Origin of the sequence: Halobellus ordinarius (assembly GCF_031823395.1) — an archaeon.
Classification (GTDB): Archaea; Halobacteriota; Halobacteria; order Halobacteriales; family Haloferacaceae; genus Haloquadratum; species Haloquadratum ordinarius.
Window position 1 is genome coordinate 76,840 of record NZ_JAVQKJ010000015.1, and the last position, 24,814, is coordinate 101,653.

Sequence of the window (24,814 nt, forward strand, 5' to 3'; positions counted from 1 at the left end):
CCTCTTGGGGCGTAGACGCGCTCACGATGGTTTTGAGAATACGAACGTGGCCTTGGGAATATGAACGCTGCTACGACAGCGGTTCAAAAACACTCCCGATCTCTTCGCACGCGCTCAGTCCTCTCAACGAGTCACTCGGTACGCGCCTATGCCGACGACGACTGTTCCGAAGATCCCGACGAGTATCGGGACGCCCGGGAAAGCGGAGATTGACCCGCTCTCGGACGACGATGTCTCGACCGCGTTAGACGCGGAGTCGCTTCCGGCCGTCGACTCCGTAGCGTTCGTCCGGGCACCGGCGACATCGGCGCTGATCGTCTCGCCTGCCTCCAGCGACCCGTTCGTGGTGAGCATCGGGATCGGTGCCGATCCGGTTTGGAGGTTTTCGGAGTGGCGCACCCGAGACGGATCGTATCCCTGTAGGACGACCGCGATCGACGTCGTATTCCGTCGGATCTCTTTTTCGAACTGCGTCCCGGTGAGGTCGTAGGCCACGCCGACTTGCGCACTTCCGTTCGCCGGAACGCTGACGTTCAGTTCGACGCCCGCATCCGTCTGCCGATACTCAGCCTGTGAGCCGTCGACCATCGCGGCGTACGGCGACGCGTCGGCGGGCAGTCCGATCGTCACGGTCCCGAGGAATGGCCGATCACTCGGATTCTCAAAGGCTATCGTCTCGATGGCGCTCGGCGCGTCCGAGTCGTTCCCGGGCGGCACGATCTGGACGACGTGTCCGGTCGGCGTCCGGTTTGCAACCCTGAGTACGGACGTGTCGTTCGTCGGCGGCAGTGCAGTGACCGTCACGCTCTGGTTCGTCGACGGATCGACCGTCTGTCGGTACTCTGCATCCCCGACCGTGGTTCGGAGTTCGTAGGTCTCGTCGGATTCGAGGGGACCGAACGCGAATGCGCCCGTCTCGTTCGTCCGTCGGGTGTCGACGACGAACCGGTTTTCGTCGACCAGTTCGACGACCGCGCTGGACTGTGCGGTCCCGTTGGCGTCGACAACCTGCCCGGAGAGCCGCTGGGACAGTTCGAATTCGACCTGCGTTCGGTTCTGCAGCACTTCGTAATGCGTCGCGCCGCCGTGCTCGACCCGGACGGCATACGCCGGCGCATCCGGCGCGTCGACCGAGAAGGACGATCCCTCGACCGTCGTGGTCACCGCATCGTCCACCCGCTGCTGTTGCTCGGTGAGGGGGACGACTTCGACGCGAGCGCCGTCTGCACTCCCGTTGTCGACGGTGACTGTGCCGCCCACTGTCGTCGTCGCGCTGGCGACGGGGACGACCCCGAGCGCGCTGAGAACGACGAGGAGCGCGAGCAGTCTTTTCATTGATCCGACACCTCTGTGACGCCCTCCGGAGGGCTCTGCGCCGTCGACGAGACTGAATCTCCGGACCCGGCGATCGAGTTCGTTCGAATGCCGTGTCGTGGGTCGAAGATCAACACGAGTACCATCCCGGCGAGTAGCGCCGCGATGCTCAGGCGCATCAGCGTCACGAAGGGAATCCGTTTGACGGATATCGAGGCCGTCCCCTCACTGACTCCGGCGATGACGTACGTGTCGACGAGCAGTCCGCGATCGATCAGCACGTCTCTGACCTGAAGCCCACCCTGCTCGGGGTACTCTCGCTGACCGGCGACGCCGGAGACGACGAGACCGCTATCGTCGTACACCCCGAGGGACACGCCGGTGGCGATCACCCGTGTCGGGACAGCCGCGTCCGGTGGGTCGTCGGCGGGACCGACGGTTTCGGGCCCGGCGAGAACGATGGCATCAGCGCTCGGGACGAACTCCCACATCACTTGCCCGCGGGCGACGATCTCTTGGCCGGTTTCGACGCCCACCGTTCCGTTCCCTGCGATGCCGACCCACACCTGGGAGTTATCGAGTTGTACCACCGTCGCCTGCGGTCCCTCGCGTATCGCCGTCACCGTCCCGTGGACGGTCTGCACCGACGTGTTCAACGACTGTCCGCGAGTGAGGACCTGCGACGAGGTGAGCGCGTCGGTCCCCGGGTCGGGATCGTTCGGGAACTCGTTTCGCTCGTAGCCGAGAACGCGGATGTCGTACGAGGATGTACCGACGTCGCGCTGGGATGTGTCGACTGCGCCGGCCGCGACGCCGGTTGCCATCACCGACGCCTGTCCGGCGAAGAGATACATAAACGGCAACGAGAGCACGAGCAGCGCCGCGCCGACGTGGATCAGCGTGATCCCCGTCTCTTTCAGTTTCGCGTCTCGACTCCCCGTCGCGGCGATACGTCCCCCTGTTCGCTTGACCGTTCCAAGAATTGCGTACGCGACGGGTGGCAGTACCGAGAGCGCACTCGCATTGCCGATCACCTGATAGATGAGCGCGTCGCCCGGGCGAGTGGACGCCAGTCGCCACGTCTCCGAGGGCGCGACAGCGGCACCGACGAGCGTCGCGAGGCCGAACACCGCCAGTCCGGCGAGGCTCCGGCGCAGACCCTCCCGGTCGTGGTCCATATAGAACCCGAGGAGGAGCAACACAGCGAGGACGAGCGGGAAACTCCACAGGTTGTAGTAGCGCGATTCGACCGACACCTCGAGGCCCGTCATCGCGCTCCGAATGACCGGGAACGAGAGCCCCCACAGCGAAACGAAGGTCAGCAGTCCAAAGAGGAGGACGGCGAGGTGAAGCAGGTTCGAGCGGGTGATCCATCTTGCGAGCCGGCTCTCATCGGTCGCCCCGGGGTCGGACGTGTCGTCGCCGCTCTCTTCGGTCATCGCCCAGTAGGTGAGCGGCAGCACGACGCCGAGAACGGTCGTTACGCCCATCAGTATGAGGAACGACGCGCCGATCCCGCCGTCGGCAAACGAGTGGATGCTCCTGAACACGCCGCTGCGGACCACTGACGTCGTGTACACCGCGAGCGCGAACACGCTGGCCGTCATCGCGGGAGCGAGGATCCGATACCGCCCGCCCGGGCGGTAGTTCGTGACCGCGTGCAGCGTCGCCGTCAGGAACAGCCACGGGATCAGGATGGCCGTCTCGACGGGGTCCCACGCCCAGATACCGCCCCAGCCGAGCACCGTGTACGACCAGAGTCCACCCAGCGCGACGGCTGCTGTGAGAAACAGCCACGCGAGTCGGAGCCAGCGGGTAACGCTACCGACCCACGCAGAGAAGAGACCCTCGTCGCCACGGAACAGCGCGATAAAGTGTGCAGCCCCGATTGCGAACGGCGTCGTCAGCAGCGCGTAGGCGATGAACATCACCGGCGGGTGGATCGCCATATACGGGTCGACGAGGAGGGGGTTCAGTCCCTGCCCGCTCGTCGGCGTGAAACCCGGCGGCGCGTTGGGGAACGCCGTCCGAATCGACGCGAACGGGCTCTGCAGCAACAGCATCCCCGAGAAGTACGTCACGACGCCGATCGTGAGCGCGTGGACGAGCGTCCCGCGTCGCGTCGGGAAGCCCCGCGTCACGCCGGCGATCATCGCGACGACGGCGACGATCGACGCCCACAGGAGCACCGATCCCTCGTTGGCCGCGTACACGCCTGTCACGCGGTAGAGCATCGAAAGGTACGCTGCGGTGTTCTCCCACACGTACGCGTTCGAGTAGTCGAGACTCACGAACTGGTAGGTGAGATGCGCCAGGGCGGCAACCAGAAGCACCGCCGTCCCCGCGGTCAGTTTCGGGACGTATGAGAGGTACTGGTCGTCGTCGACGAGATACGAGCGCGTGAGAAGGGCCGTGCTCGCCAGTCCGGCGAGGAATGCGAGCACCAGCAGGACCGTTCCGGGGTTCACTGTGCGGCCTCCGTCGTCGGCTCCACCCCGGTTCTGGGCGTCGACGTCGGTCCGGCACTGGTCGTCCCCGTCGCCGATCCGTTACCGGCCGTCTCGCCGGACTGATAGCGTTCCTCGGCCGATTCCAGGTACGCGAGGAAGTCGTCCGTCGGGGCGTAACCGGGGATCCGCGTGAGCACCTCCCCGTCCGGCGTCACGATGACGTGTTGCGGCGGATAATTGACGTTGTACCGCTGCTGTAACCGCGTGGCATCCTCGGCGTCGCTGTCTAAGTTCACCGCTACCTTCGTGAAGTCGTCGAGTTCAGATCGCACCGCCGGATCGCTGTAGTGATTCTGGTTGTAGTCCTCACAGTACGTACACCACGTCGTCCAAAAATAGATCACAACCGGTTCGTCCTCGGTGGCGGCAGTTTCGACGGCGTCGGCGTAATCGGTCTGCCATCGCGTCTCTCCGTGGTAAGAGTATCCCTCTCCGGAGAGAACGGGCGCCGCGTTCATCGAGAAGTAGCCGATTCCGAGCAGTGCGGCGAAGAAGGCGATCGTCATCGCCTTTCGGGGGTTCATCGATATCCTCGGCTACTGGACTGTGACAGTAAAGTCTACCGCCGCTGTCCCGCTGATCTAGCACAGTATTGAACTTACTTAGCACTATCTAACAGTTGTCATCCACCAGAAATCCGAAATTGCATCGGAATTTAGGATTTTTCTCCTTACGGTTGTGTAGAGGGCCACCTTTATTATCTGCCTACTTGATTCGCAAACACGATACTGTCGAGGGATAAGAAAATGACAGACGATCTAACATTCAGGTGGATCAACGGATGAGTCAGGGCGACTCGACGCTCCTGCTCAAACCCGTCCTTCTCGTCTTTGGGACGGTTTTCGCCGCCATCGTCGTCGTGTTCGCCATCAACGGTGCCATCGCGTTCCTCGCCGGCCCGGCGGACGTACCGGCCGCGAGCGCCGGCGGTGGCGAGGTCCGCGAACTCCCTGGCACGTGGAGCGGCAGCAAGTGGTACAGCGAAGACCTGCGCGAGCAGGGATTCGAGTACAAAAACGAGACCGCGGGCGAGGAGGTTAACTTCGTCCCCAAGGAGATGAACAACTCGACGCTCCCGGAGAACGAAAACCGCCGGGAACTCGTCCGTGAAGGACGTGCGATCTTCGCGAACACGTCCAACGAGATGCCCGAACACGTCGGGAACGACCTCTCGTGTGCGAACTGTCACGGCGGCGGCGACCTCCCCACGACAACCGGGATGGTCGGACAGGACATCGATATGATCCCGCTCGTCGGGACTGCAGCCGGCTATCCCGAGTGGACCGGCCGCACCCAGCGGATGCGGGATATGCGTCAGCGGATTATGGGTTGCTTCCTCCGAAGTATGGACGCCTCGGGCTCCGAGGAGGGCGTCCCCGCGTACGACAGCCGCGAGATCCAGGCGATGGAGTCGTATATGGTCTGGCTGAACAAGGGCACGCCGAGCGAGACCGTCCCCTACTGGCGGGGCATCGAGAAGCCCGAGGGCGACGAGAAGGTCCCGGTCTCGGAGGTCAATCCCGTCCGCGGGGCCGAACTGTACCTCGAGAACTGTGCCTCCTGTCACGGGGCCGACGGACAGGGGATCGAGGGGCAGTATCCGCCGCTTTGGGGTGAGGGCTCGTTCAACGATGGGGCCGGAATGGGCCGCATCTACACGTCTGCAGGCTTCACCCGCGAGGCGATGCCCTACGGCTCAGCACATACGTTCTCCGACTGGGAGGACGTCCAGGACGTCGCAGGGTTTATGAACGCGCACAAGCGGCCGCACCTCCCGCGACAGCCAAAAGACTGGGCCGCCGCCGGTGCGCCCGACGAAGCGGTCTACTACAACCGCACGCAGCAGCGTCTCGGATACGATATGAACCCGATGACGAAGAAGCTCATGCTCGCGGACATCCCGATTGACGACTCGGAGATCAACGAGAGCGTGATTCCCGACGACGTCGAGCGATACGACCAACCGCTTCGGAACGAATCCGTCGACGGATCGTGGGAGACGACGTGGATTCGGACCTACGAGGACGTCGACAACTCGACGAGCGACGATGCCGCAAACCAGTCGTCGGTGACCGCACAGGACGCGGTCACGAATGCCTTGGCAAGCGAGCAATCCACGAGCGAGACGGCTGGCTAGCGAATCCACGACGATCAGTATCGAATGATAACTGACCCGACCGCCGTCACCGTGTTTCTCGCGGGTTTCTTAACCATCCTGACCCCGTGTTGTCTCCCGATGGTGCCCGTCCTCGTCGTCGGCGCGAACGGGCACGTGCTGCGGCCGGTCGCTATCGTCGTCGGGAGCACGGTGACCTTCACCGCGCTCGGCGTCCTGACCGGAATGGTCGGTTCCGTGACGCCGGACACCGTCCGTGCGCCGTTCGCTATCTTGATGCTGGTGTTCGGGGCTGTGATGGCCGACGACGACCTCAACGAACTCTACTCGCGGTATGCCTCCCGTCTCGCCGGGCGGGCGTCGCGGCTCACCGGCCGGATCGACGAAGACACGCATCCGCTGGGTAACGCGTTCGGGGTCGGACTGCTCTTGGGTGTCATCTGGCTTCCCTGTGTCGGCCCCGTTCTCGGTGGCGTCCTGGCGTACGTGGGGACGACGTCGGATATCGCCGGCAGCGCTCGACTGCTGGCGACGTACGGGGCTGGATTTTCAGTCCCGCTCTTGGGCGTCGCGTACCTCGGGCAAGCCGGCAGCACTCGACTGCTCGACTCCGTCGCGAGTGGGGCGTCGACCGAACTGTTCAGGACGGCGACTGGCTACGCGCTCGTCGCACTCGGGATCGCTGTGCTCTTCGGTTTCGACAAACTTGCACTCGCATCGGTAACGACGTGGCTCTAACAGTATGAACGGCAACTCATCGACGGACGACGGCGACTCGCGCGCCCGAGGAAACAGAAGCAGCAACGTACGGTTCGCCCGGATCCTCGGGACGGTCACGGCCTTCCTCCACCGGGTGACGAGAAGTCGGTTCGTCGCGTGGGGGGCGTTCGGCTTCGGACTGCTCTCTTTGGTGCTGATCTTCGGGGTCGCCTCGGACACGATGTACGGGATCGAACACGGCGCGAACCTCCTCGCGTACTGGCACATCTCGCTTGCGTGGGTGGCCGCAGCCGCACTCGGATCGACGTTCGTCGGCAGCGCGCTGTATCTACGCTATCGGGGGCCGTTCTGGAGCCGGCTTGCACACAGTTCCGGGGAACTGGGATTCCTCTTTGCGACGCTGACGCTGCTCCTCGGCAGTGCGTGGGGGCGCGTCATCTGGAACTCCTGGTGGGAGTGGACCGACGTCAGGCTGGTGACGTTCCTGATCGTGTGGTTCATCTACGCCGGCTATCTCGTCGTCTACTCCGCGACCGACGCCCAGTCCGGCGACCGGTACGCGGCGGTCTACGGTGTCGTCGGATTCGTGACCGTTCCGCTGTCGTACGCGTCCACGCGGCTCTGGACGCCGACGTTCCACGAGACGACGATCGGAAACAGCGGCGTCAGCGCGAACATCGACCCGCTGACGCTCGTCGTGACGCTCGTCGCGGCGACGTTCCTCTATCTCTACCTGCTGGGCATCCGGATCCGCATCCACGAACTCGAACAGGCCGTTCGCAGAGCGCGGCTCTCACGGAGGCAATAGCGATGGAACCACTACTCCTGGCCGGCTACTCCGCGCTCTTCGTCGCGCTCTTCGGATACGTGACGTACCTGCAGCGACGGATAGCACGGCTCGAACGACGGCTCGAAGACGTACAGGCGTAAGACCGACGGGTTAGGAACCCGTCGACCGATCGAATCCGGCAACACACCGCAAACACAGGCGATTCACGACTACACTATGTCAGCACAACCCAACAGATCGACCGACAGACGAGCATTCCTGCGCCGGACCGCGACCGGAATCGGCGCGGCAGCGACGATTGGACTCGCCAGCGACACCGTGGCCGCGCAATCTGATCCGGACTACGGCGACTGGTTCGAGGGGGTGTCCAACTTCGAGGGGACCTACGACTACACCGGCCAATCGGAGGTGACCGTCGCGGTCGGCTCCGAGGCCAACGGTGGGTACTTCGGGTTCGGCCCCGCGGCGATCCGGGTCGACCCCGGGACCACCGTCATCTGGGAGTGGACCGGCGAAGGGAACAGTCACAACGTCGTCGCCGAGGACGGGAGCTTCGAGAGCGAACTCTACAGCGCTCCCGGCGAGACGTTCGAACATACCTTCGAGAGCGAGGGGATGTACAAGTACTACTGTGTGCCGCACCGGTCACTCGGAATGCTCGGAGCAGTGGTCGTCGGCGGCAGCGGCGGCCTGGATTCGAGCCAGGTCGAACAGCCGCTTCTCGAAGCCAGCGGCGAGGGTGGCGAATCGGACGCTGAATCTGACGGCGACTCGGAGAGCGACTCCGACGGGTCCGGGACGCCGATCTCCTTCGAGATTGGGACATTCATCACCATCCTCGCCCTCGGAATACTCTCTCCGATCTTCTTCGGCATCTTCCTCCTGCTACAGGAGCCCGAGTCCGCGGAACCACCGACGAGAACCGAGTGAACTACGGGACTCTCCCCCGGGCGTCGCTTCCGGTGTCACGTCTCGACGACGTACTCGAAGGTTGCGACGCCAGCGAGTAGCACGATCCCGGTGTACAGGCCGAGCAATCTGAGCCATCCGCCAAGCGGCGAACCGCTTTCGAGCGCTGCGGTGAGTTCGACCCCGGCGAGGAGCAGCGGAACGACGAGCGGAACGAGGAGGACCGGTAGCGCGAGTTCGTCGAGGCCCGACCGGAACGTCAGAACCGAGACGACGACGCCGATAGCGGCAAATCCGATGGCGGCGACGAGGAGCACGGCCGCGACCGAGACTGCCGTGGGGAGCGACGGACTGTACCCGAGAAAGACCGTTGTCGCGCCGAGCGTCACCAGACTCACCGCAAAAATGAACACTGCTGCACTGAGCACCTTCCCCAGGTAGATTGCCGACCGGTCGACCGGGGCGACCAGCATCCCGTCGAGCGCCCCGTTTCTGTCTTCGAGTTCGACTATCTTCGTGACGCCGATTGTCCCGGCGAACACGAAGGCGATCCACAGCGCACCGCGTCCGAGCAACGTCGAACGCTGTAGCGTCTGGACGAAACTGAACGCGAACACGAGCACGACGAGCAGCGCGAAGACAGCGACAGTCGTCGTCACCTGCTTCGTCCGCTGTTCGATCCGGATATCCTTCCTGAACACTCGGTAGATCGCTCGGAGAAATGCCTTCATCGCCCCGTGCCGGCGGTTGTCATCGTGCCGTTTCTCCCGTGCGTTCCGGGTCTGACTTGACGCCGATCGTCCGGCGATACTCCGCGGCAAACGACGCCGCGTCGTCGAGCGCGAGGTCCGCTTCGAGACGACCCCGGTCGATGACGAGTGCCCGGTCGCAGCGGGTGACACCGCGCTCGAGGTCGTGCGTCGTCAGAACGACGGTCCGATCGTCGAATCCGTCGAGGACGGATTCGAGGTCGGCGACGGAGCGCTGGTCGAGTCCGGTGTACGGTTCGTCGAGCAACAGCACGTCCGGGTCGTGGAGCAGTGCTCGGGCGAGCGACAGCCGCTTTCGCAGGCCGTGTGAGAACGCTGCCGGTCGGTCGCTCCCGCGGTGGGATAAGCCGACTGTCTCGAGCACTGACGCACACCGATCTGCGGGGTCGTCGACGCGGTGGAGATCCGCGTGGAACCTGAGGTTCTCTCGGGCGGTGAGGTCGTCGTACAGCATCGTCTCGTGAGTGACGACGCCGATCGTTCGGTAGATGGTGTGGTCGTCCGGGGTGACTTCCACGCTGTCGACCGTGATCGTTCCGTGAGTCGGTCGCGCGAGCCCAGCCATCATCCGAAGCAACGTCGTCTTGCCCGCACCGTTCGGTCCGAACAGCCCGACCGTCGAGCCGCGCTCGACGGCGAACGACAGGCCATCGACGGCGGTGAAGTGCCCGTAGGCTTTCGTCACGCGTTCGACCTCGATAGCCGGTGGTTTCGAGGTCGTCTCCGCGCGTTCCACGTCCGGCGTCATCGAGCGCTCTCAGGTCGTTCCTCGCCTTCGTGGGCACGGACGGAGAGCTTGTTTGCGACTAGCCGGTCTCCCTCGAACTGCCCTTTGGCGACGACGACACGGCCGTCCTGGAGTGTATCGGGGACCGTCCCCTCGTACACCACGGGAACGGTGTGGTTCTCGTCGGTCACCTCGAAGGTGATCGTCTCTCCGTCGACCTCGAGGTCGGTGACGACGCCTTCGAGGTTGACCCACTCCTCCTGATACGTGCCGTCGGATTCGGAGAGTTGCGTCGGTGATACGAACGCGGCCGAGGCGTTCATACTCGTCACGCCGAGGGCGGCCAAGAGGACGAGTATCCCGACGGTCGTGACGAGCAGTTTGTTCTTCCGGCGCACTTGTGTGATTCGTACGCGGTCGCCCTTCATTGTACCGAACCACTGCGGTCGGGACTCCGGTTGCATCGGGTGTTCCGGACGGCACCGCCGCTCGAAAAACGTCGTAGCGTTCGGAACTGATTGCGCATCCGATCGAACGCAGTCGTGCGATCGCGTGATCGAAGGCTGACAAACACTACCGTCCTGTTCGGACGGACGTCCTGAGACGCCTGCTCGCTCGCAGGGAGGCGAGCGACTGCATCAACAGTTTCTCCGACAGTATCTCTCCCCCTCCGTCGTTCTCACCGTTGCCACCGAGTAACGGGCGGAAGTAGTCCGGGGAATCCATCAAATATTCTGAACCCGGTATAAGTGAATTAAACGGTTAAGCTACAGAAGAATAGGGTTACCGGTCGTCCATTCTCTGTATGGCACAGCGAAACCACACCGACGACCGAGCCAGAGCGACTGAACCGAAATTCTACCTCCCCGCCGGTGTTGGCCCGTCATTTATCACTAGCCGGTTCGAGGGTATCTGGGCGACGCTATTCAACCACCAGGTCGGACCGCGAAAGTAGATTCTACTATCGAAAGACCAACATCATCGGAACCACCCCAGTGTCGACCAATCGAACCGGACCGTTCCCAGAAACCTTCGTCATCGCCGCTGATCTGGACATCTCGAAACCTGCAGCCAGTGGTCTCCCCCGACGTGGAATCAAGCGACTCATCATCTCTTCGCTGTTGGACGACAGTGGATCTACGCACCGCGAGCGAACGGAGTGAGCGAGCGGGCAAGGAACCCCCGAAGCGACGGTGTTTACCTCACGTGGTAGCAGGCACTTGTCGGGACGCATATCAGTGTATACGCGCGCGAATAGAGTGGCTCACGGGGCGGATCGTGGTTCTCCACCGAAGAGCTGCAACCGCTGCGACACCCAAGCGGCGCAGCCACCGGTTCGTAGCGATTCCGCGGCTCCGGAAGGCGCTCTCGTACTATCGGCTGTAACTTCTTCGATACATTCGCGACCCGGAGTCGCGAAATTCTCCACAGACCTACAGCCGACAGTATCAGACCTGCGACAGCGTCTGCTCCCGCTCGGAGTGGAACGCCTGGATCCGTCTTTCGACGTCGACAAGCACCGAGAGAAGCGGATATCGGTCCTCGAAACCCTGGTAGAGATACGTCGGGATATCGGGCGCGTCGATGCCGATTTCGAACTCCCTGCGCTGTCGGTTGATCGCCCGCTGTCGGTCGGTTGCGATCTGATTCACTTTGCCGGATAGCACAGCCAGCCGCGACCACTCCGCCTCGATCACGCCGTAGTTCTCCTGTAGCGAACGCTCCGTCGAAAAAGACTGAAGTTCGGCAACGACGGGCGAAATCTCCTCTTCGACCTCGGTAACCGATTCCGATTCGATATCGAGGGTCCGCAGGAGCCCTTCCCGTTCCGATTGACACTGCTGTGCTCTGTCGAGCAACGCTTGCTTGAGCCGGCTATCGAAACACGACCCCTCGGTGAGCAGAAACCCGACCTCCGGGCCGAACTCCTCGATGACGCTTTCCTCGTAGCTATCGTCGTACTCCTCGTCGTAGTGTGGAACGCTCATCACGGTCGATTCGTACTCGTCCCGGACCGTGTTCAGTCCCAGTGTCTGTCTGTGCTGCACGGATCGTGGCCGGCTATCGACGCGGATCGGTTTCGAGGGGCTAACACCTTCTACCCGGTCTTGAAACGCCTGGAACGCTTCCAGTTCGTCGACGACACACCGCCGTTCGATCCGAATGCACGAACGAAGCTCACCGAAGAGACGACGTATATCATCCTCCTCCACGACGACTGTTGAGCTCATACCTGCCCTCGCTGTGGAATCCGCGTAAAGGCTTATAATAGGTCTACAGAGCCGATGAGACGGGTATTGACGGGTATGTATTTCCGATGGGCGTCACGCTCCACGAAGCTATAGTAGCGTTCGCAAGTCTTCGCTCACACGATCACACGACTGCGTTCGATCGGATGAGCAATCAGTTGCGGGCGCTACTATATCTGAAGGCGGCAAGGTTGCTCGAATCGATCCGTGGTCTCGCGGACAGCAACAAGTGGCTCGGAGCCTCCCTCGACCGGTGACCTGCGACCAATGCGCGCTCCGCTGATTCCCCTGGACGTCCGTTCGTGAAGCCGATCGATACCACGAGAGACCCGGGTGTTTCTCATCGAAACACTATCGCTGACACCTCCGGCGCACGACAGCGGCCGATCAGCCACTGCAACTCCGTCTCTCCGACTCTCCCGTCTCTACAGGTCCTATTCGGCACTCGACGCCTCTCCGTCGATCAGTAGACCTGCATCCGGCAGGTCAGTCTCCCGAGCAATCCCCTGCGTCCACTCCTCGCTTTCGTGGACCCGCCGGGCTTCGTCCATCAAGACGGCCTGCGTGTCGATGACTCGCTCGTCGTCCGGGCGTTGCTGTGTGTAACTTCCGTCGGCGTTCATCACCCAGCGGCGACGGTTGTCCGCCAACAGCAGCCGCAGGATGAACTGGAGTTGCGCTTGAATCGTGGGGTCGGTGATCGGTGCGACAGCCTCGACGCGGTAGTCGAGGTTTCGCGTCATCCAGTCCGCCGACCCGATGTAATACTCGGGGTCACCACCGTTCTCGAAGTAGAAGATGCGGGAGTGTTCGAGAAACCGGCCGACGTGGCTGTGAACACGGATGTTCTCGCTGATGTCGGGGACACCGGGCCGGAGCCGACAGATGTCTCGGACCACGAGATCGATGTCGACGCCGGCTTCGGACGCCTCATACAGCTCCCGAACGATCGCGGGATCCTCCAGCCCGTTCACTTTGGCGACGATGCGAGCGGATCGGTCCTCGCGGGCGTGTGCGGCTTCCCGTCGAATGAACCGCGTGAACTGGTCGCGCATCGCCACGGGCGCGATGAGTAATTTGTGGAACTGTTCGTCGAGCGACGGGCCGGTGAAGAAGTTGAAGAGCTTCACGAGGTCACGCCCGATATCCCCATCGCTGGTCAGGAGCCCGAGGTCGACGTATCCTTTTGCGGTCTCGGAGTGGTAGTTTCCCGTGCCGATGTGGGAGTACAACTTGACGCCGTCGTCCTCGCGACGAACCACCAGTGCCGTCTTCGTGTGGGTCTTCAGGCCGACAGTCCCGTAGGCGACGTGGATCCCGTGTTCCTCGAGCGTTCGGACCCACTCGAGGTTGTTCTGTTCGTCGAACCGCGCTTTGAGCTCGACCATCACGGCAACCTGCTTGCCGTTTTCTGCGGCGTCGATGAGCGACTGGATGATCTGGGAGTCGCTTGCGGTCCGGTAGATGGCTGCTTTGATCGCGAGGACATCCGGATCAGAGGCGGCTGCTTCGAGGAACCGCTGCACCGTATCTTCGAAGGAATGATACGGGTGATGGAGGAGGATATCGCCGTCGCTGATTTTCGCAAAGACGTCACCGTCCTGTGTTCCGTCCAGCCGCGTGTCGGTTCCGGAACGGCTCGGCGTCAGACGTGGATGGGGAAGCGGCTCCCAGCGCTCGACGTGGAGATCCGGCCGGTCGAGGTCCGTCAGCACCTCGAAATCACGGAAATCCAGCGGGGCGGGCAGCTCGAACACTTCCTGCTCGGTCAGATTCAGCTGCTCGACGAGCGTCTCTCGGACCTGCCCGGGGGCGCTAGCTTCGAGTTCCAGTCTGACTACCGTCGCAAACCGCCGCTGTTCGATCACTTCCTCGATGATGTCGATGAGATCCTCCGCAACCTCCTCGTCCCGCCGTACCTCGGCGTTTCTGGTCAGCCGGAACAGTGCCGTGTCGACGACTTCGACGTTCGGAAACAGCAGATCGAGGTTCGCCCTGATCACCTCCTCGATGCGGACGTACCGGCTTCCAGCTTCGATCGCCACGAGCCGCGGCCTGTTTGGCGGGATCTTCACCCGGGTGAACGTCGACTCTTCGTCGGGACGTTTGCGCGTCAGCACCGCCAACGAGAGACTTCGGTTCGAAATAAACGGAAACGGGTGTGCGGGATCGAACGACAGCGGCGTCAGCGTTGGGAGTACCGATTCGTCGAAGTACGTGCGCATCTCCGCCTGTTCGGTGTCCGTCAGCTCGTCGTACTCGAGCACCTGGATTCCGTTCGTGGCCAACGCGGGTTTGACCGTCTCACGGTAGCAGTCAGCCTGCTTTCGGAACATCGGCCGCGCGGTATCCAGCACCTCGCTCCACTGCTCCCGGGGTGTGCGACCGTCGACGGTCCGCTCCGTGACACCGGCGTCGATCTGCTGTTTCAACCCCCCGACGCGCTTCATAAAGAACTCGTCCATATTGCGGGTGAAAATAGCGAGAAAGCGGACGCGTTCGAGTAGGGGCGTCCGCTCGTCGCGGGCTTCGTGCAGCACCCGCTTTTGGAACCGCAGTTCGCTCAGTTCCCTGTTCAGGTAGTACGCCGGATCGTCGAGGTCGACGGACGACGACGCTCCCTCGTCCGTCATCGCTCGTGTACCAGTTCCGGGCGTGGCGCGACGATGCTATCGTCGCTCCGTTCTTTGTGCGTCTCCGGCGGCGCCACGGCGATGAACTCCTCGTTCGCACAGTCGTATGCGGTCAGCGACCCGCCGTAGACACACCCCGTATCGAGTCCGACCGCCCACGGTGTGGCGAACGGCTCAGCGAGCACCGTATGCCCGAAAAACACTCGCGGTGTCTGTCGTCTGCGCTCGAACCAGTACGGCCGCTCGTACCCGCCCCCAGTCAGCGACCGCATCGACAGGAGGTCGTCGATGTCGTGGTCGCCGAGTGGCTTGCGGTGGTCGACGCCTCCGTGGACGACCAATCGGTCGTCCCAGGAGATCGCGACTGGGAACGATTCGAGATACGCGATATCGTCGCCGTCCAGCCCCGGGGCCGATTTCGTCCCGTCGATGAGGCCCTGTTCGTTGTTCCCGCGGACGCTGATTGCGTTGTCGTGGATGCGGACGAAATCGAGCACCCCTGCACTGTCGGGGCCTTTCCGGACGAGGTCACCCACGAAGACGAGCAGATCAGTCGGGTCGAAGCTGATCTGGTCGAGCAACCGTTCCAGAGTGGCCCGGCAGCCGTGGACGTCGCCGATGACGTAGATATTCTTCCAGTTGTCGGGATCGACTCGTCGATGGCTGGCGATTTGGGTTCTCACGTCCAGATCTGCAGCCTCCGAGTGCGGTCGATGGCGGGTAGGGCGATCGCTCATTACTGCATTCTCCACAGCCCCGGTATACACGGTTTATATGTTTACTATACCGGCCTCTGTAGTGCTCTGTACTCCTCCGGAATTCACTCGCGCACGGTGATCTGATCCTCGTCCTTCGGGACGACACAGAGGAACGACCCTTGCTGGTCGCTGTCGTTCCGGTACCAGTGCTCGACGCCGGCCGGAATCAGTAGGGAATCGCCTGCCGAGACGGTGTGTGTCTCCTCACCGATGCCAACCTCGTATTCGCCCTCGACGACGAACTGTTCGTGTTCGACCTCGTTGGTGTGTCGCGGGACGCGTGCGCCCGGTTCGAGGAGGAAGCGGCGCATATTGAAGTTCGGCGTGCCCTGTTCGTCACCTAACAGGACGCCTTTCTGCAGCCCCTCGGCCAACTCGACCGACTCGTAGGCGATTTCGGATGCCCGGCGGATGCGCGGTGTCGAATCTGTCTCTGCCATCACGCACCTATTCGTGGGCGAGAACTTGGATTTGTCCACGGCCTTTGCCGCTTCTGGGGTGGCGTGGGGCTCTCCGGTCGTCTGTCAGCAGCCTCTCTGTGATCCCTGAAAACAGGTACAAAAGCCCTGTCAGTCGGCAAACCCGCGGTCGCTGGCTGTCCGACAGTCTCATACTGATTACTCTCACTGTTTCCCGCCGATCGCTACCCCCGTCGACGGCGCTCGGCGGGAAGCGACGAGAGTAATCAGTATCAGTCGATCGAGACGACCTCGACCTCGAACTCCAGCGTCTCTCCTGCGAGTTCGGAGTTGAAATCCACCCTGGTGACGTCGTTGTCGACGTCGATCACTTCACCCTGCTCGCCGCTTTGCGCCTCCAGGTATGTGCCTTCTTCGGGGGTCTTACCGCCGAGGACCTCGCGGAGTTCGTCCGTTTCGAACTCCTGGACTCGCTCGTCGCTCCACTTCCCGTAGGCCTTCTCCGGGGGGACCGCGAACGTCTTGGTCTCGCCCGTTTCCAGCCCGACGAGTCCCTCGTCTAGGCCCTGGATTACCTGCTCGGCGCCGACTTCAACCGTTATTGGCCCGTACTCCCGCTGCGGTTGGGCGTCGGCGAGGCCGGTCTCTTCCGCGATCGATTTCCGCGAGGTGTCGAAGACGACGCCGTCATCGTCCAGCCGTCCAGTGTACTCGAACGTCACCGCGTCGCCAGTAGCTATTGTCACATTAGAACAACGCTCTCCGTACGGAAAACCCATCGTATTTGTCGGCTCACCTCCGCCGATCCTCCGCGCAGACTCCCACAAGCTTCTTCGAACAGCGATTTGGGCTCTGATACTGATCACTCTCGTCGCTTCCCGCCGAACGCCGCCAACGGGTGTGGCGATCGGCGGGAAACAGTGAGAGTAATCAGTATCAGTCGGTGAAGTTGGCCCCGCAGTCGGGACAGAAGCTGGCGTCGGCGTGGGAACCGAGATCGGTGCCACACCCGGGACAGAACGACGGGGAGCCGGAATCACTGCTGGCAAACGCCCTGGTGGCTCCTTCCGAAGGGGACGTCTCGTCGTCGTCCTCGCTCCGTCGCTCCGTCGCGCTCGTGTTCGCCGCTCCGAGGTCCGTTTCCCGGGTCGCCGCATCCGTATCGTCGTAGATCGCCGTATCCGTATCGTCGTAGATCGCTGTATCCCCGTCGTCGTCCGTCGCCGCGCCCCCGGCTGAGAACGCGGCCGACGTTTCGCTCAGGGGATACGCCGACAGCGTCGTTTCCGTCGCCGTAAACAGCGCGTCGGCCGCGAGATCGTAGTCGTCGTAGTCGACGTCCAGTTCGATCCGGCCGTCGTCCCGGTCGAGCACGAAGAGTTTGCCGTCGTCCGGAATCACGACGTGTCTGTCGGTTGCGGCCCTGACATCCGCGCTCTCGACGGAGAAGTTCCAGACGGCGCGGCCGCGCTGTTTGTCGATCGCGTAGATGCTCTGATCGGCTCTACCGTCGTCGCTGAACATCCCAGCCATCATCGGATGGAGCGAACTGTGCGCCAGAAGCGGCGACGCCTCGGCCAGCATCGAATCGACCGTCTCGCCGATCGGACACTCCCACCTGACCTGTCCTGTCGCCCCGTTGATTCGATACACCGTGCTGGGTTCGTCCTCGCCGCCACCGCTCAGGTACAGGTCCTCGGACTCGCCGTCGAACGCGATACCAGTCAGTTGGTGATCGATGCCAGTGCGCCACGCGACCCGTCGCGTCCCCGGGTCGATGGCGTGGAGTTCGAGCGAATCGGCGGCGCCGTTCTTCGCCGAGTAGAGCATCCCGGAGTGGAAAAAGAGCCCGCTGTATCCCTCCAGTGTTTCCATCACCCGGCCGGTCACCGGGTCCAGGACGGTGATGCCGCCGTCCTCGCCCGTGCCGAGGTAGATCGCATCGTCGCGAACCTCGACGGTATCTTGGTCGACGTTGCCTGGGTCCGCGAGCGTATGCGACCACTGCTCGCCGCCCGTTCGCTCGTCGATGCGGACGACTTCCTGCACCTGATATTCGTCCTCGACGAGCGCGAGGATCGTTCGGCCGTCGACGAGATACTCCTTGACGTCGGGGGACTGGTGGTGGAACCGTTCCGTTCCGGTCCCGGCGTCGATTCCCACGAGACTGGTGTCGCGGTGGTCGCCGACGGTCAGACGCAGCGTCTCCCCGTCCAGCCGATCGGGACTGTGGACGCTGCTCACTGCATCGGGCAGGACCGCCGTCCACTCACGCGTGCCGTCGGCGGCTCGGACCGCCCACACGGTCGCCCCGCCGTACGTGTACACCATCTCCGCCGTCGCCGGCCCGACGGCCGCGGCGTTCGCCTCCCACTGTTTCTTGCCCGTCTCCGGGTCGACAGCGTACACGTCGTCCTCGCGGGTGGTGACGAAGAGCAGCCCCGGCGCCTCGCGGTAGACGGCGCTCCGGAACTGGCCGGTGATATCGACGCGGCCGCGCTCGTTGCCAGTCGCAGCGGAGAGAATCCTCACGGCCGGACCGTGTCGGGAGTCGGAGATCCCCACGCAGACGACCCCCGGTCGACAGTATCGGACGCGGGCGTCCGCGTCGGTGGTAGACTCCCATCGGGGCGTGAGCGTCATCGGCTCGAATCACCGGATGACGGTGGTGTCCCAGTAGTCATATCTCGACCGTGTCTCTATGGTGACATAAATCCTTTCGCACGTGGTCCCGGCGGGGATCCTGCAGGCAGTTTCGGGGGCAGGAAACTCTGCCCGGGGAGATTTTCCGCACGAACGTCACTCCCGGATGACGCTCACGGACGCGGGCGCCCGTTCGACGACGCGCTCGGAGACGCTCCCGAGGAAGAACCGCTCGATCGTCCCCTGGCTGTGACTTCCCATCACCACGTGATCGACGTCACGTTCCTCGATCTGCTTGAGGATCACCTTCGACGGTTCGCCGTGATCGAGCACGGTCGTGATCGACCGATCGTACCCGTCGGCGATCTCCACTGCCTCGTCGAGATGTTTCTCCCCCTCTTTTTCCCGTTTCTCGTAGATTTCGCCCAACTTCACCCCGACGTACGTCTCCGGTTCGAAGGTGATCGAGGTGTTGACCACGTACAGAACGACCAGCTCAGCGTCGTCGAACGTCTCGCAGGCGAACTCCAGTGCCCCGCGTGCCATCGTCGATCCGTCGTATGGGACCAAGACGGTGTCCATACCCCCAATGTCTGTATTCGAATACTAATAACACGGGTGTGATAGCGATGGTACTAGACTCAACAGGGGAATCGGTCAGTTCAGTCCACATATGTATCGCAGACCGACTATCCATCAATGAGTGTTAATTTCTCACGTTTCTCAGGCGGGATCGGATTGACGTATTTGACATCTTCACCCTCGCACAGATCGTCGAAATCACCGTCAGTCGTGATCAGATAATCGGCGTCATATGCTCGTGTAAGCGCTAAAATGAACGAATCGTACACGTCGTGATTTTTCTCGGCGCTAATCTCGTACGCTTCGAGCAACACTGTCTCAGTGGCACCGATGATTCGTGCGGGGCTCCGAACAAGCGACTGGATCGCGTTTCGAGCAGCAGTTGCGTCCACACCGAAATTGCTCGTCATCAGATACTGCGCTCGCAACGGATAGTAATCGAACACGAGCAAGACGTTTGGCCCATCAATTGCGTCCTGAATCCACGGATACACGTCGTCATATGCAGGATGATCATCAGTAAGCGCGATTGCGAGCACATTCACATCAGTGAGAACCGTTACCTCACTCGGAAGAGAATCAGTCACTGGAGAGCCACTCACTGATCCATCGGTCCAAAGAGCGTTTCTCCGGCATCAGTTGGAGTCGTGTTCTCCCAACGATCCCGGTTGGCTGTTGCTGTCTCTAATTTCGAGCTTGGTTTCGGGTTGACTTCGAGGACCGACCCAACAAGGGTTGCAGGAATGGTATCGTTCGATTCGATTCCTAATCGGTCTCGAACCTCTTTTGGGAGCGTTACCCGTCCCCGATCATCCACTCTGAGGGTGATTTCTTCCCCGCTCTCGGCTTCCAACGACGTCTCTCCCATTTTATCTCACCTGTTTCCCACTAAACCACTTACATATAAAGTAGTTTCGCTACTTGAAACACTGATCAGTACGCAGCTCCACACAGCAGCTCTTTCAGTCCGTCGTACGATGAAACTATCCACAGTGTGATCGCTCTATGACACCCACAACGACGTTGGACGATGTGCATCTTTTTTGTCTGACCCCGCGCCGATCGAGCAACCATCCACCGAACTCGGCGAGTGTTCCCATACGTATAAATAGTTGTTATTAGATAGCAACTCTCATGGCTGAAGGTGGATTCCTCTCGGTTGTCCCGCCACTGATCGCGATCGCGATGGCGATCATCACCCGCAAGGCAGTCCTCTCGCTTTTTCTCGGGATCTGGACCGGCGGGATCATCTACGCCGAGAACCTCGGGATCGTCCAGACGTTCGACTGGGTCGCGACGGCGGTCGGGGAGAGCGTGTTCCACGCACAGATCATCATCTTCACGCTGCTTTTGGGGTCGGCCGTGGCGATGATGTGGCGACTCGGGGGCTCACACGCGATCCGCAACTGGGCGCTCGAAAAGGTCGACACCCAGCGCAAGGCCGGGGTGATGACGTGGGTGCTCGGCGTCGTCCTGTTCTTCGACGACTACGCCAACACCGCCGTCGTCGGGAGCACGATGAAAGACATCTCCGATAACCTTCACATCTCGCGAGAGAAGCTCTCCTACCTCGTCGACTCGACGGCCGCGCCGGTGGCGACGCTCGCCATCTCCTCGTGGGTCGCGTTCCAGCTGTCGATGATCGAACAGGGGTACGAGGCGACGGGGATTCCCCAGGGGCAGATTCCGGACTCCTTTACCGTCTTTCTGAACTCGATCCCGTACAATATGTACTCGATCCTCGCCATCGCGATGGTCGGGGTCATCGTCCTCTCCCAGCGGGACTACGGGGAGATGCTGACCGCCGAGCGGCGGGCCGCCGAAACCGGAAAAGTCACCCGCGACGACGCCAGACCGATGCAGGACGTCGAGGGCGACCTGGGCAGTCCGAACGTCGACGACCCCCGGCTGTCGTCCTTTATCGTTCCGATTCTCGTGTTGATCGCGGGCGTCCTCGTGACCGCACTGTGGAGTGGGGGGCTCTTCGGTGACGCGACGCTCCGCGGCGCGATCGAAAACGCCGACTACGCGCTGGCGCTCGTACTCGGCTCGTTCGCGATGGTCGTCTCGACGTATATCATCGGGTACGTCTTCGACGTCCTCTCGCTGGGCGAGAGCGTCGATACGACCATCGACGGCTTCGGGATCATGCTCACGGCGGTCACCATCCTGGTGCTCGCGTGGTCGCTGGGCGAGGTCGTCTCGGCACTGGGGACGGGCGATTACGTCGCCAGCGTCGTCAACGCATTCCTCACCCCCGAACTCCTGCCGGTGGTCGTGTTCGTCACCGCCGGGTTCATCGCCTTCACGACCGGCAGTTCCTGGGGCACGATGACGATCCTGACGCCCATCGCGATTCCCGTCGCCTGGGATCTGGCCGGCAGCCACCAGCTAGTGTCGGTGATGGTCGGGATGATCTTCTCCGGGGCGATCTTCGGGGATCACTGCTCGCCCATCTCGGATACGACTGTGTTGTCCTCGACGTTCACGGGCGCCGACCTCATCGACCACGTCCGAACACAACTGTACTACGCCGGGACCGTCGCCATCGTGGTGGCGGTGCTGATGCTCGTCTGGGGATTCACCGGAATTTCCCCGGTCCTGCTGCTTCTGTTGGGGGTCGTCATCCTCGTCGGACTCGTGTACGGGCTCTCCGAACTCCACGCCAGGATGCGCGGTCTAGAGCCCATCCAGGCGGTCGATGCGTCCGATATCGCGCCGGCCGAGAACGACTGAGACGGACTGATACAGACTGCTGTCCTTTTCCCGGTGCTCGTACCCACCGCTACCGGCGACCACCGGTGAGTGACTCCAACAGTCGGTGTGAGACACGGTTCTCGACCGCTTGCGGATCGCGCCGCTGGCACCCTCGCCAGGATTGCCGTTTCCCGGCGACTCGTTCACTTCGAGACCGTTCTGGACTTCCGCTGTCGCCACCGACGGCGCAACCGTTTCATCGACTCCCGGTCGAGTCGCGCCGCGAGGACGACGCTCACCCAGGCGACGACGACGCCCGCGACGACGTCCGTCGCCCAGTGGATCCCGAGGTACATCGTCGAGACGGTGATCGAGGCCGCCAGCACGACCGCGATGGGCAACCAGCGGGGGTAGACCGAGCGGAATCGGGCGGCGAGCAGCGCGACCGTCACCGAAAGCGACGTGTGCAGAGAGGGGAACACGTTCGTGTTCGTGTTCACCTGCTGGACGAGCAACTGTGACTGCGGCCAGTTCGTATAGAGCAGCGGCTCGACCAGTTCGGGCATAAAGTTCCGCGGCCCGTAGGCGACGACCAGCACGTAACAGAGCAGTCCCAGCCCGTAGTTCAGGATGTACGCGCCGAACAGCACACGCAGCGGCCGGGCGTCGTCGTGGACGGCGTACGCGACGATGGGAAACGTCAGCAGGAACGTGTAGCCGAACACGTACACGAAGCCGAAGTACGCCGTCAGGGCCGGATTGGCGAAGCTCTGGACGAATGCGACGAACTGCGATTCCAGTAGATAGATGTAGCGGGTCAGGTTGATCCCGATGAGCCACGAGAGCTCGACACCGACGTCGCGGACGACCTTGTTGACCGCGAGGACGGCTGCGAGCACGCCCAGCGTCGGGGCGACCGTGGTCAGGTTCTGCCACATCTGCCGACCCGCCGGCACGACCTGACCCGGGGGCCTCCATCCAAGACCCTGACCGCGTTCCGCACGGCCGGTGACGACCAGCCGGTAGGCGACCAGATGCAGGAGAACGACCACGACTCCGACCTGGAGCAGTACGTCGATGAGTGCCATTATGTCCCCCCGACGAGCCGGCCGTCATCGTATCCGAACCCCGCATCGCGGAACGCTTCGCGGGCCCGTCCGACGGCAATCTCGCCGTCCGATCCGAGAAACGGCGCGACCGGATCGCCGCTGTCCCACCGAAGGTCCGACGGCTCCCACTCCGTGCCCGAAAGCAGCGTCGTCGCGGGGCGGGCGTACCCGTCGAACATCTCGGATACGAGGTGTTTCCGATCAACGAGCCGTGCGAGTGTCCCCCGGAACCGGGGGTTCGAGAGCGGGGCCGTCCGCGTGTTGTATCCGACGAGATACGGGATATTGGACCCTTTCACCACCAGTTCGAGCGACTGGCTCCGGCCGATCCGTGGAACGGTGCTCGCCCCGACAGGGGTTCCGGTCGCGTCGGCGTCGCCCTCGGCGACGACCCCGACTGCAGCGTCGTCGGAGCCGACGACCTGGACGACGAGTCGATCGAACGCCGGCGGGCCGACGGTTCGCGACGCCTCGCTGTCCGTCCCGCCGAGGAGGAAGTGATCAGGGTTGGCTTCGAACACCAGCGACTCCCGCGGCGTGTTGCGGACGAACTGGAACGGACCGCTGCCCACGGGCGGAATGTTGTTCGTCACGAGCGCCTCCGTCGCGGTTCCCACCTCGATGCCGCTGATCGACGCCGGTTCCGTCCGCTCCCTCCAGACGTGTTCCGGGAGGATCGGGACGGTGAACGCGCGCGTCGCCACGCGCGGCGAACAGTCGGCAAACTGGAAGATTGCGACGTCCTGCTCGGCGGCTATGACGTCGTCGACCAGGTCGGTGCGGCCCTGAAACCGCGGCGCGGGGATCCGCGAATTCGCCGATGTCTCTGCCTCATCGCTCGCTGATCCGAGTGACGTGTCGGCGAGCAGTGCGTACGTGAATGCGACGTCTTCGGCGGTCACTGGCTCCCCGTCGTGCCACTGTTCGTCCGACCGCAACTGTACCCTCGCCCGGGGGGCGTCGCCGGTTTCGGTGAACGTCCACGAGTCAGCCAACCACGGACTCGTTCCCTCGGGGGTGAAATAGCCGATTGTGTCGTACACCAGCCCCGTGAACACGCCTGATCGACGGTACTCGACCGACAGGGGGTTCAGATTCTCCGTCGCGCGGCGGTCGGTCGTCGCGATCCGGAGCACGTCCGCCGACTCTTCGGTTTCGGCCTCCGTGCTCTCGGTGCTCCGTTCGAGCACCAGGTAGCCCTGCGAGGACTGGAGGTTCGCGGTCCGCCAGTTCGCGTAGTTCGCCCGCCGAACGGCGCGGATGTCGTCGGGGAACGCGAGGACGGTGAACGGCTGGGAGCGGACGATCGACCGCTGGAGGTCGGCGGCCACCTTTCGTCGCCGGTCGCCGTCGACCCGTCTTTGGGTTTCGAGCCACTCGTCGACGTCGAGGTCGACGAACCCGAAGGGGTTCTGCCACCCGCGCGTGTCGGCGAACTGAGAGTGTAACAGCCCATAGAGGACGTCGGGATCGGGGTTCCGGCCCGGTCCTCGGGCGACGAACACGTCGAAGTCGTTGCTCAGGAGGACCTGCCGGAGGAGTTCTTCCTCGGAGACCGGCACCACCTGGGCGTCGATCCCCGCCGCCCCGTACCACGACGCGATCGACCGGGCGGCCCCGAGCGCGTAGGGGTCAGAATCCGCCGGCAGCGTCTTGATACGGAGACTGATCTGGTCCTGCGTGTTCCACCCCGTAATCGACCGAGCGCGCCGGAGACAGCCGCCGAGACTGGCCGAGGTTCCGGCTGCGAGGGTACCGAGTACCGCCCGCCGCCGGACAGTCCCGTCGTTCGACGACTGCGCCATAGCTATGTCGTAGCCGGACGAAAGTAATAGCGCTTGGGTTTGGCTGTCTGGGACGACTACCGT

Annotated in this window: 24 protein-coding genes; 6 read left to right on the plus strand and 18 right to left on the minus strand. The window is 62.8% G+C overall.

Annotated features, from left to right (window positions below):
• Positions 1-123: 123 nt before the first annotated feature.
• Genes RJT48_RS18665 through RJT48_RS18675 form a run of 3 tightly spaced genes read right to left on the minus strand, consistent with a single transcriptional unit; the run spans position 124 to position 4,348 of the window.
• Positions 124-1,335 carry a hypothetical protein gene (locus RJT48_RS18665; protein WP_311173866.1) on the minus strand — a complete coding sequence of 404 codons (1,212 nt, stop codon included), beginning with the start codon at positions 1,333-1,335 and terminating at the stop codon, positions 124-126.
• The gene (ccsA, locus tag RJT48_RS18670) at positions 1,332-3,782 is read right to left on the minus strand and encodes a cytochrome c biogenesis protein CcsA (RefSeq protein ID WP_311173867.1); all 2,451 of its coding nucleotides are present in this window, start codon (positions 3,780-3,782) and stop codon (positions 1,332-1,334) included. Before ccsA (RJT48_RS18670) ends, RJT48_RS18665 begins: the two co-directional genes overlap by 4 nt.
• A complete protein-coding gene (locus RJT48_RS18675; RefSeq protein WP_311173868.1) occupies positions 3,779-4,348 on the minus strand; it encodes a thioredoxin family protein in 570 nt (189 codons plus the stop codon). The genes ccsA (RJT48_RS18670) and RJT48_RS18675 overlap by 4 nt, the downstream gene beginning before the upstream one ends.
• Positions 4,349-4,605: 257 nt before the next feature.
• On the opposite strand from RJT48_RS18675, the gene RJT48_RS18680 reads away from it, so the two are divergent.
• From RJT48_RS18680 to RJT48_RS18700, 5 genes are all read left to right on the plus strand, one after another.
• Positions 4,606-5,961 carry a c-type cytochrome gene (locus tag RJT48_RS18680; RefSeq protein WP_311173869.1) on the plus strand — a complete coding sequence of 452 codons (1,356 nt, stop codon included), beginning with the start codon at positions 4,606-4,608 and terminating at the stop codon, positions 5,959-5,961.
• A 24-nt stretch (positions 5,962-5,985) separates the two neighbouring features.
• Positions 5,986-6,678 carry a cytochrome c biogenesis CcdA family protein gene (locus tag RJT48_RS18685; protein WP_311173870.1) on the plus strand — a complete coding sequence of 231 codons (693 nt, stop codon included), beginning with the start codon at positions 5,986-5,988 and terminating at the stop codon, positions 6,676-6,678.
• 4 nt (positions 6,679-6,682) lie between these two features.
• Positions 6,683-7,468: a cytochrome c biogenesis protein CcsA gene (gene ccsA / locus RJT48_RS18690; protein WP_311173871.1), complete on the plus strand. Its 786-nt coding sequence runs from the start codon at positions 6,683-6,685 to the stop codon at positions 7,466-7,468.
• A gap of 2 nt (positions 7,469-7,470) precedes the next feature.
• The gene (locus tag RJT48_RS18695; protein ID WP_311173872.1) at positions 7,471-7,590 is read left to right on the plus strand and encodes a CcmD family protein; all 120 of its coding nucleotides are present in this window, start codon (positions 7,471-7,473) and stop codon (positions 7,588-7,590) included.
• Positions 7,591-7,666: 76 nt separating this feature from the next.
• Positions 7,667-8,380: a halocyanin domain-containing protein gene (locus RJT48_RS18700; RefSeq protein ID WP_311173873.1), complete on the plus strand. Its 714-nt coding sequence runs from the start codon at positions 7,667-7,669 to the stop codon at positions 8,378-8,380.
• A 35-nt stretch (positions 8,381-8,415) separates the two neighbouring features.
• On the opposite strand, the gene RJT48_RS18705 is transcribed toward RJT48_RS18700, so the two are convergent.
• The 13 genes from RJT48_RS18705 to RJT48_RS18765 all read right to left on the minus strand — a co-directional run bounded on the left by RJT48_RS18705 (position 8,416) and on the right by RJT48_RS18765 (position 20,008).
• Positions 8,416-9,090 carry a heme exporter protein CcmB gene (locus RJT48_RS18705; protein WP_311173874.1) on the minus strand — a complete coding sequence of 225 codons (675 nt, stop codon included), beginning with the start codon at positions 9,088-9,090 and terminating at the stop codon, positions 8,416-8,418.
• Between the two features lie 19 nt (positions 9,091-9,109).
• The gene (gene ccmA / locus RJT48_RS18710; RefSeq protein WP_311173875.1) at positions 9,110-9,877 is read right to left on the minus strand and encodes a heme ABC exporter ATP-binding protein CcmA; all 768 of its coding nucleotides are present in this window, start codon (positions 9,875-9,877) and stop codon (positions 9,110-9,112) included.
• Positions 9,874-10,320, minus strand: a complete 447-nt coding sequence (locus tag RJT48_RS18715) for a cytochrome c maturation protein CcmE domain-containing protein (RefSeq protein WP_311173876.1) — start codon at positions 10,318-10,320, stop codon at positions 9,874-9,876. Before RJT48_RS18715 ends, ccmA begins: the two co-directional genes overlap by 4 nt.
• A 109-nt stretch (positions 10,321-10,429) precedes the next feature.
• Positions 10,430-10,582 carry a hypothetical protein gene (locus RJT48_RS18720; RefSeq protein ID WP_311173877.1) on the minus strand — a complete coding sequence of 51 codons (153 nt, stop codon included), beginning with the start codon at positions 10,580-10,582 and terminating at the stop codon, positions 10,430-10,432.
• Positions 10,583-11,304: 722 nt separating this feature from the next.
• Positions 11,305-12,087, minus strand: coding sequence for a DUF7260 family protein (locus RJT48_RS18725; RefSeq protein WP_311173878.1), 783 nt, complete (start codon positions 12,085-12,087; stop codon positions 11,305-11,307).
• Between the two features lie 452 nt (positions 12,088-12,539).
• The gene (gene ppk1, locus RJT48_RS18730; RefSeq protein WP_311173879.1) at positions 12,540-14,738 is read right to left on the minus strand and encodes a polyphosphate kinase 1; all 2,199 of its coding nucleotides are present in this window, start codon (positions 14,736-14,738) and stop codon (positions 12,540-12,542) included.
• Positions 14,735-15,475: a metallophosphoesterase family protein gene (locus tag RJT48_RS18735; protein WP_311173880.1), complete on the minus strand. Its 741-nt coding sequence runs from the start codon at positions 15,473-15,475 to the stop codon at positions 14,735-14,737. The genes ppk1 and RJT48_RS18735 overlap by 4 nt, the downstream gene beginning before the upstream one ends.
• A gap of 83 nt (positions 15,476-15,558) precedes the next feature.
• On the minus strand, positions 15,559-15,936 hold the full coding sequence (locus RJT48_RS18740; protein ID WP_311173881.1) for a cupin domain-containing protein: 378 nt from the start codon (positions 15,934-15,936) through the stop codon (positions 15,559-15,561).
• A gap of 251 nt (positions 15,937-16,187) precedes the next feature.
• On the minus strand, positions 16,188-16,694 hold the full coding sequence (locus RJT48_RS18745) for an FKBP-type peptidyl-prolyl cis-trans isomerase (protein WP_345784766.1): 507 nt from the start codon (positions 16,692-16,694) through the stop codon (positions 16,188-16,190).
• 157 nt (positions 16,695-16,851) lie between these two features.
• Positions 16,852-18,558: an outer membrane protein assembly factor BamB family protein gene (locus RJT48_RS18750; RefSeq protein ID WP_311173883.1), complete on the minus strand. Its 1,707-nt coding sequence runs from the start codon at positions 18,556-18,558 to the stop codon at positions 16,852-16,854.
• Between the two features lie 156 nt (positions 18,559-18,714).
• Complete coding sequence (locus RJT48_RS18755) at positions 18,715-19,140, minus strand: universal stress protein (RefSeq protein WP_311173884.1); 426 nt, start codon at positions 19,138-19,140, stop codon at positions 18,715-18,717.
• Positions 19,141-19,247: 107 nt separating this feature from the next.
• Positions 19,248-19,727 (minus strand): type II toxin-antitoxin system VapC family toxin, encoded by a 480-nt coding sequence (locus RJT48_RS18760; RefSeq protein ID WP_311173885.1) that lies wholly within the window; start codon positions 19,725-19,727, stop codon positions 19,248-19,250.
• 11 nt (positions 19,728-19,738) lie between these two features.
• On the minus strand, positions 19,739-20,008 hold the full coding sequence (locus tag RJT48_RS18765; RefSeq protein ID WP_311173886.1) for an AbrB/MazE/SpoVT family DNA-binding domain-containing protein: 270 nt from the start codon (positions 20,006-20,008) through the stop codon (positions 19,739-19,741).
• 266 nt (positions 20,009-20,274) lie between these two features.
• Between RJT48_RS18765 and RJT48_RS18770 the strand changes: the two genes are divergently transcribed.
• Positions 20,275-21,876: a Na+/H+ antiporter NhaC family protein gene (locus RJT48_RS18770; protein WP_311173887.1), complete on the plus strand. Its 1,602-nt coding sequence runs from the start codon at positions 20,275-20,277 to the stop codon at positions 21,874-21,876.
• Positions 21,877-22,040: 164 nt separating this feature from the next.
• Here the strand turns inward: RJT48_RS18770 and RJT48_RS18775 are convergent, their stop codons facing one another.
• Both RJT48_RS18775 and RJT48_RS18780 read right to left on the minus strand, forming a co-directional pair.
• Positions 22,041-22,925 carry a phosphatase PAP2 family protein gene (locus RJT48_RS18775; protein WP_311173888.1) on the minus strand — a complete coding sequence of 295 codons (885 nt, stop codon included), beginning with the start codon at positions 22,923-22,925 and terminating at the stop codon, positions 22,041-22,043.
• Positions 22,925-24,751: an ABC transporter substrate-binding protein gene (locus RJT48_RS18780; RefSeq protein ID WP_311173889.1), complete on the minus strand. Its 1,827-nt coding sequence runs from the start codon at positions 24,749-24,751 to the stop codon at positions 22,925-22,927. Before RJT48_RS18780 ends, RJT48_RS18775 begins: the two co-directional genes overlap by 1 nt.
• Positions 24,752-24,814: the final 63 nt, after the last annotated feature.

Coding starts and splice junctions, on each gene's coding strand:
- RJT48_RS18775 (WP_311173888.1), bottom strand. CDS start 22,925: ATGGCACTCATCGACGTACTGCTCCAGGTCGGAGTCGTGGTCGTTCTC.
- RJT48_RS18755 (WP_311173884.1), bottom strand. CDS start 19,140: ATGGACACCGTCTTGGTCCCATACGACGGATCGACGATGGCACGCGGG.
- RJT48_RS18685 (WP_311173870.1), top strand. CDS start 5,986: ATGATAACTGACCCGACCGCCGTCACCGTGTTTCTCGCGGGTTTCTTA.
- RJT48_RS18765 (WP_311173886.1), bottom strand. CDS start 20,008: ATGGGAGAGACGTCGTTGGAAGCCGAGAGCGGGGAAGAAATCACCCTC.
- RJT48_RS18695 (WP_311173872.1), top strand. CDS start 7,471: ATGGAACCACTACTCCTGGCCGGCTACTCCGCGCTCTTCGTCGCGCTC.
- RJT48_RS18740 (WP_311173881.1), bottom strand. CDS start 15,936: ATGGCAGAGACAGATTCGACACCGCGCATCCGCCGGGCATCCGAAATC.
- RJT48_RS18700 (WP_311173873.1), top strand. CDS start 7,667: ATGTCAGCACAACCCAACAGATCGACCGACAGACGAGCATTCCTGCGC.
- RJT48_RS18725 (WP_311173878.1), bottom strand. CDS start 12,087: ATGAGCTCAACAGTCGTCGTGGAGGAGGATGATATACGTCGTCTCTTC.
- RJT48_RS18665 (WP_311173866.1), bottom strand. CDS start 1,335: ATGAAAAGACTGCTCGCGCTCCTCGTCGTTCTCAGCGCGCTCGGGGTC.
- RJT48_RS18675 (WP_311173868.1), bottom strand. CDS start 4,348: ATGAACCCCCGAAAGGCGATGACGATCGCCTTCTTCGCCGCACTGCTC.
- RJT48_RS18705 (WP_311173874.1), bottom strand. CDS start 9,090: ATGAAGGCATTTCTCCGAGCGATCTACCGAGTGTTCAGGAAGGATATC.
- RJT48_RS18735 (WP_311173880.1), bottom strand. CDS start 15,475: ATGAGCGATCGCCCTACCCGCCATCGACCGCACTCGGAGGCTGCAGAT.
- RJT48_RS18680 (WP_311173869.1), top strand. CDS start 4,606: ATGAGTCAGGGCGACTCGACGCTCCTGCTCAAACCCGTCCTTCTCGTC.
- RJT48_RS18715 (WP_311173876.1), bottom strand. CDS start 10,320: ATGCAACCGGAGTCCCGACCGCAGTGGTTCGGTACAATGAAGGGCGAC.
- RJT48_RS18720 (WP_311173877.1), bottom strand. CDS start 10,582: ATGGATTCCCCGGACTACTTCCGCCCGTTACTCGGTGGCAACGGTGAG.
- ccmA (WP_311173875.1), bottom strand. CDS start 9,877: ATGACGCCGGACGTGGAACGCGCGGAGACGACCTCGAAACCACCGGCT.
- RJT48_RS18780 (WP_311173889.1), bottom strand. CDS start 24,751: ATGGCGCAGTCGTCGAACGACGGGACTGTCCGGCGGCGGGCGGTACTC.
- RJT48_RS18770 (WP_311173887.1), top strand. CDS start 20,275: ATGGCTGAAGGTGGATTCCTCTCGGTTGTCCCGCCACTGATCGCGATC.
- ccsA (WP_311173871.1), top strand. CDS start 6,683: ATGAACGGCAACTCATCGACGGACGACGGCGACTCGCGCGCCCGAGGA.
- RJT48_RS18750 (WP_311173883.1), bottom strand. CDS start 18,558: ATGACGCTCACGCCCCGATGGGAGTCTACCACCGACGCGGACGCCCGC.
- RJT48_RS18745 (WP_345784766.1), bottom strand. CDS start 16,694: ATGGGTTTTCCGTACGGAGAGCGTTGTTCTAATGTGACAATAGCTACT.
- ppk1 (WP_311173879.1), bottom strand. CDS start 14,738: ATGACGGACGAGGGAGCGTCGTCGTCCGTCGACCTCGACGATCCGGCG.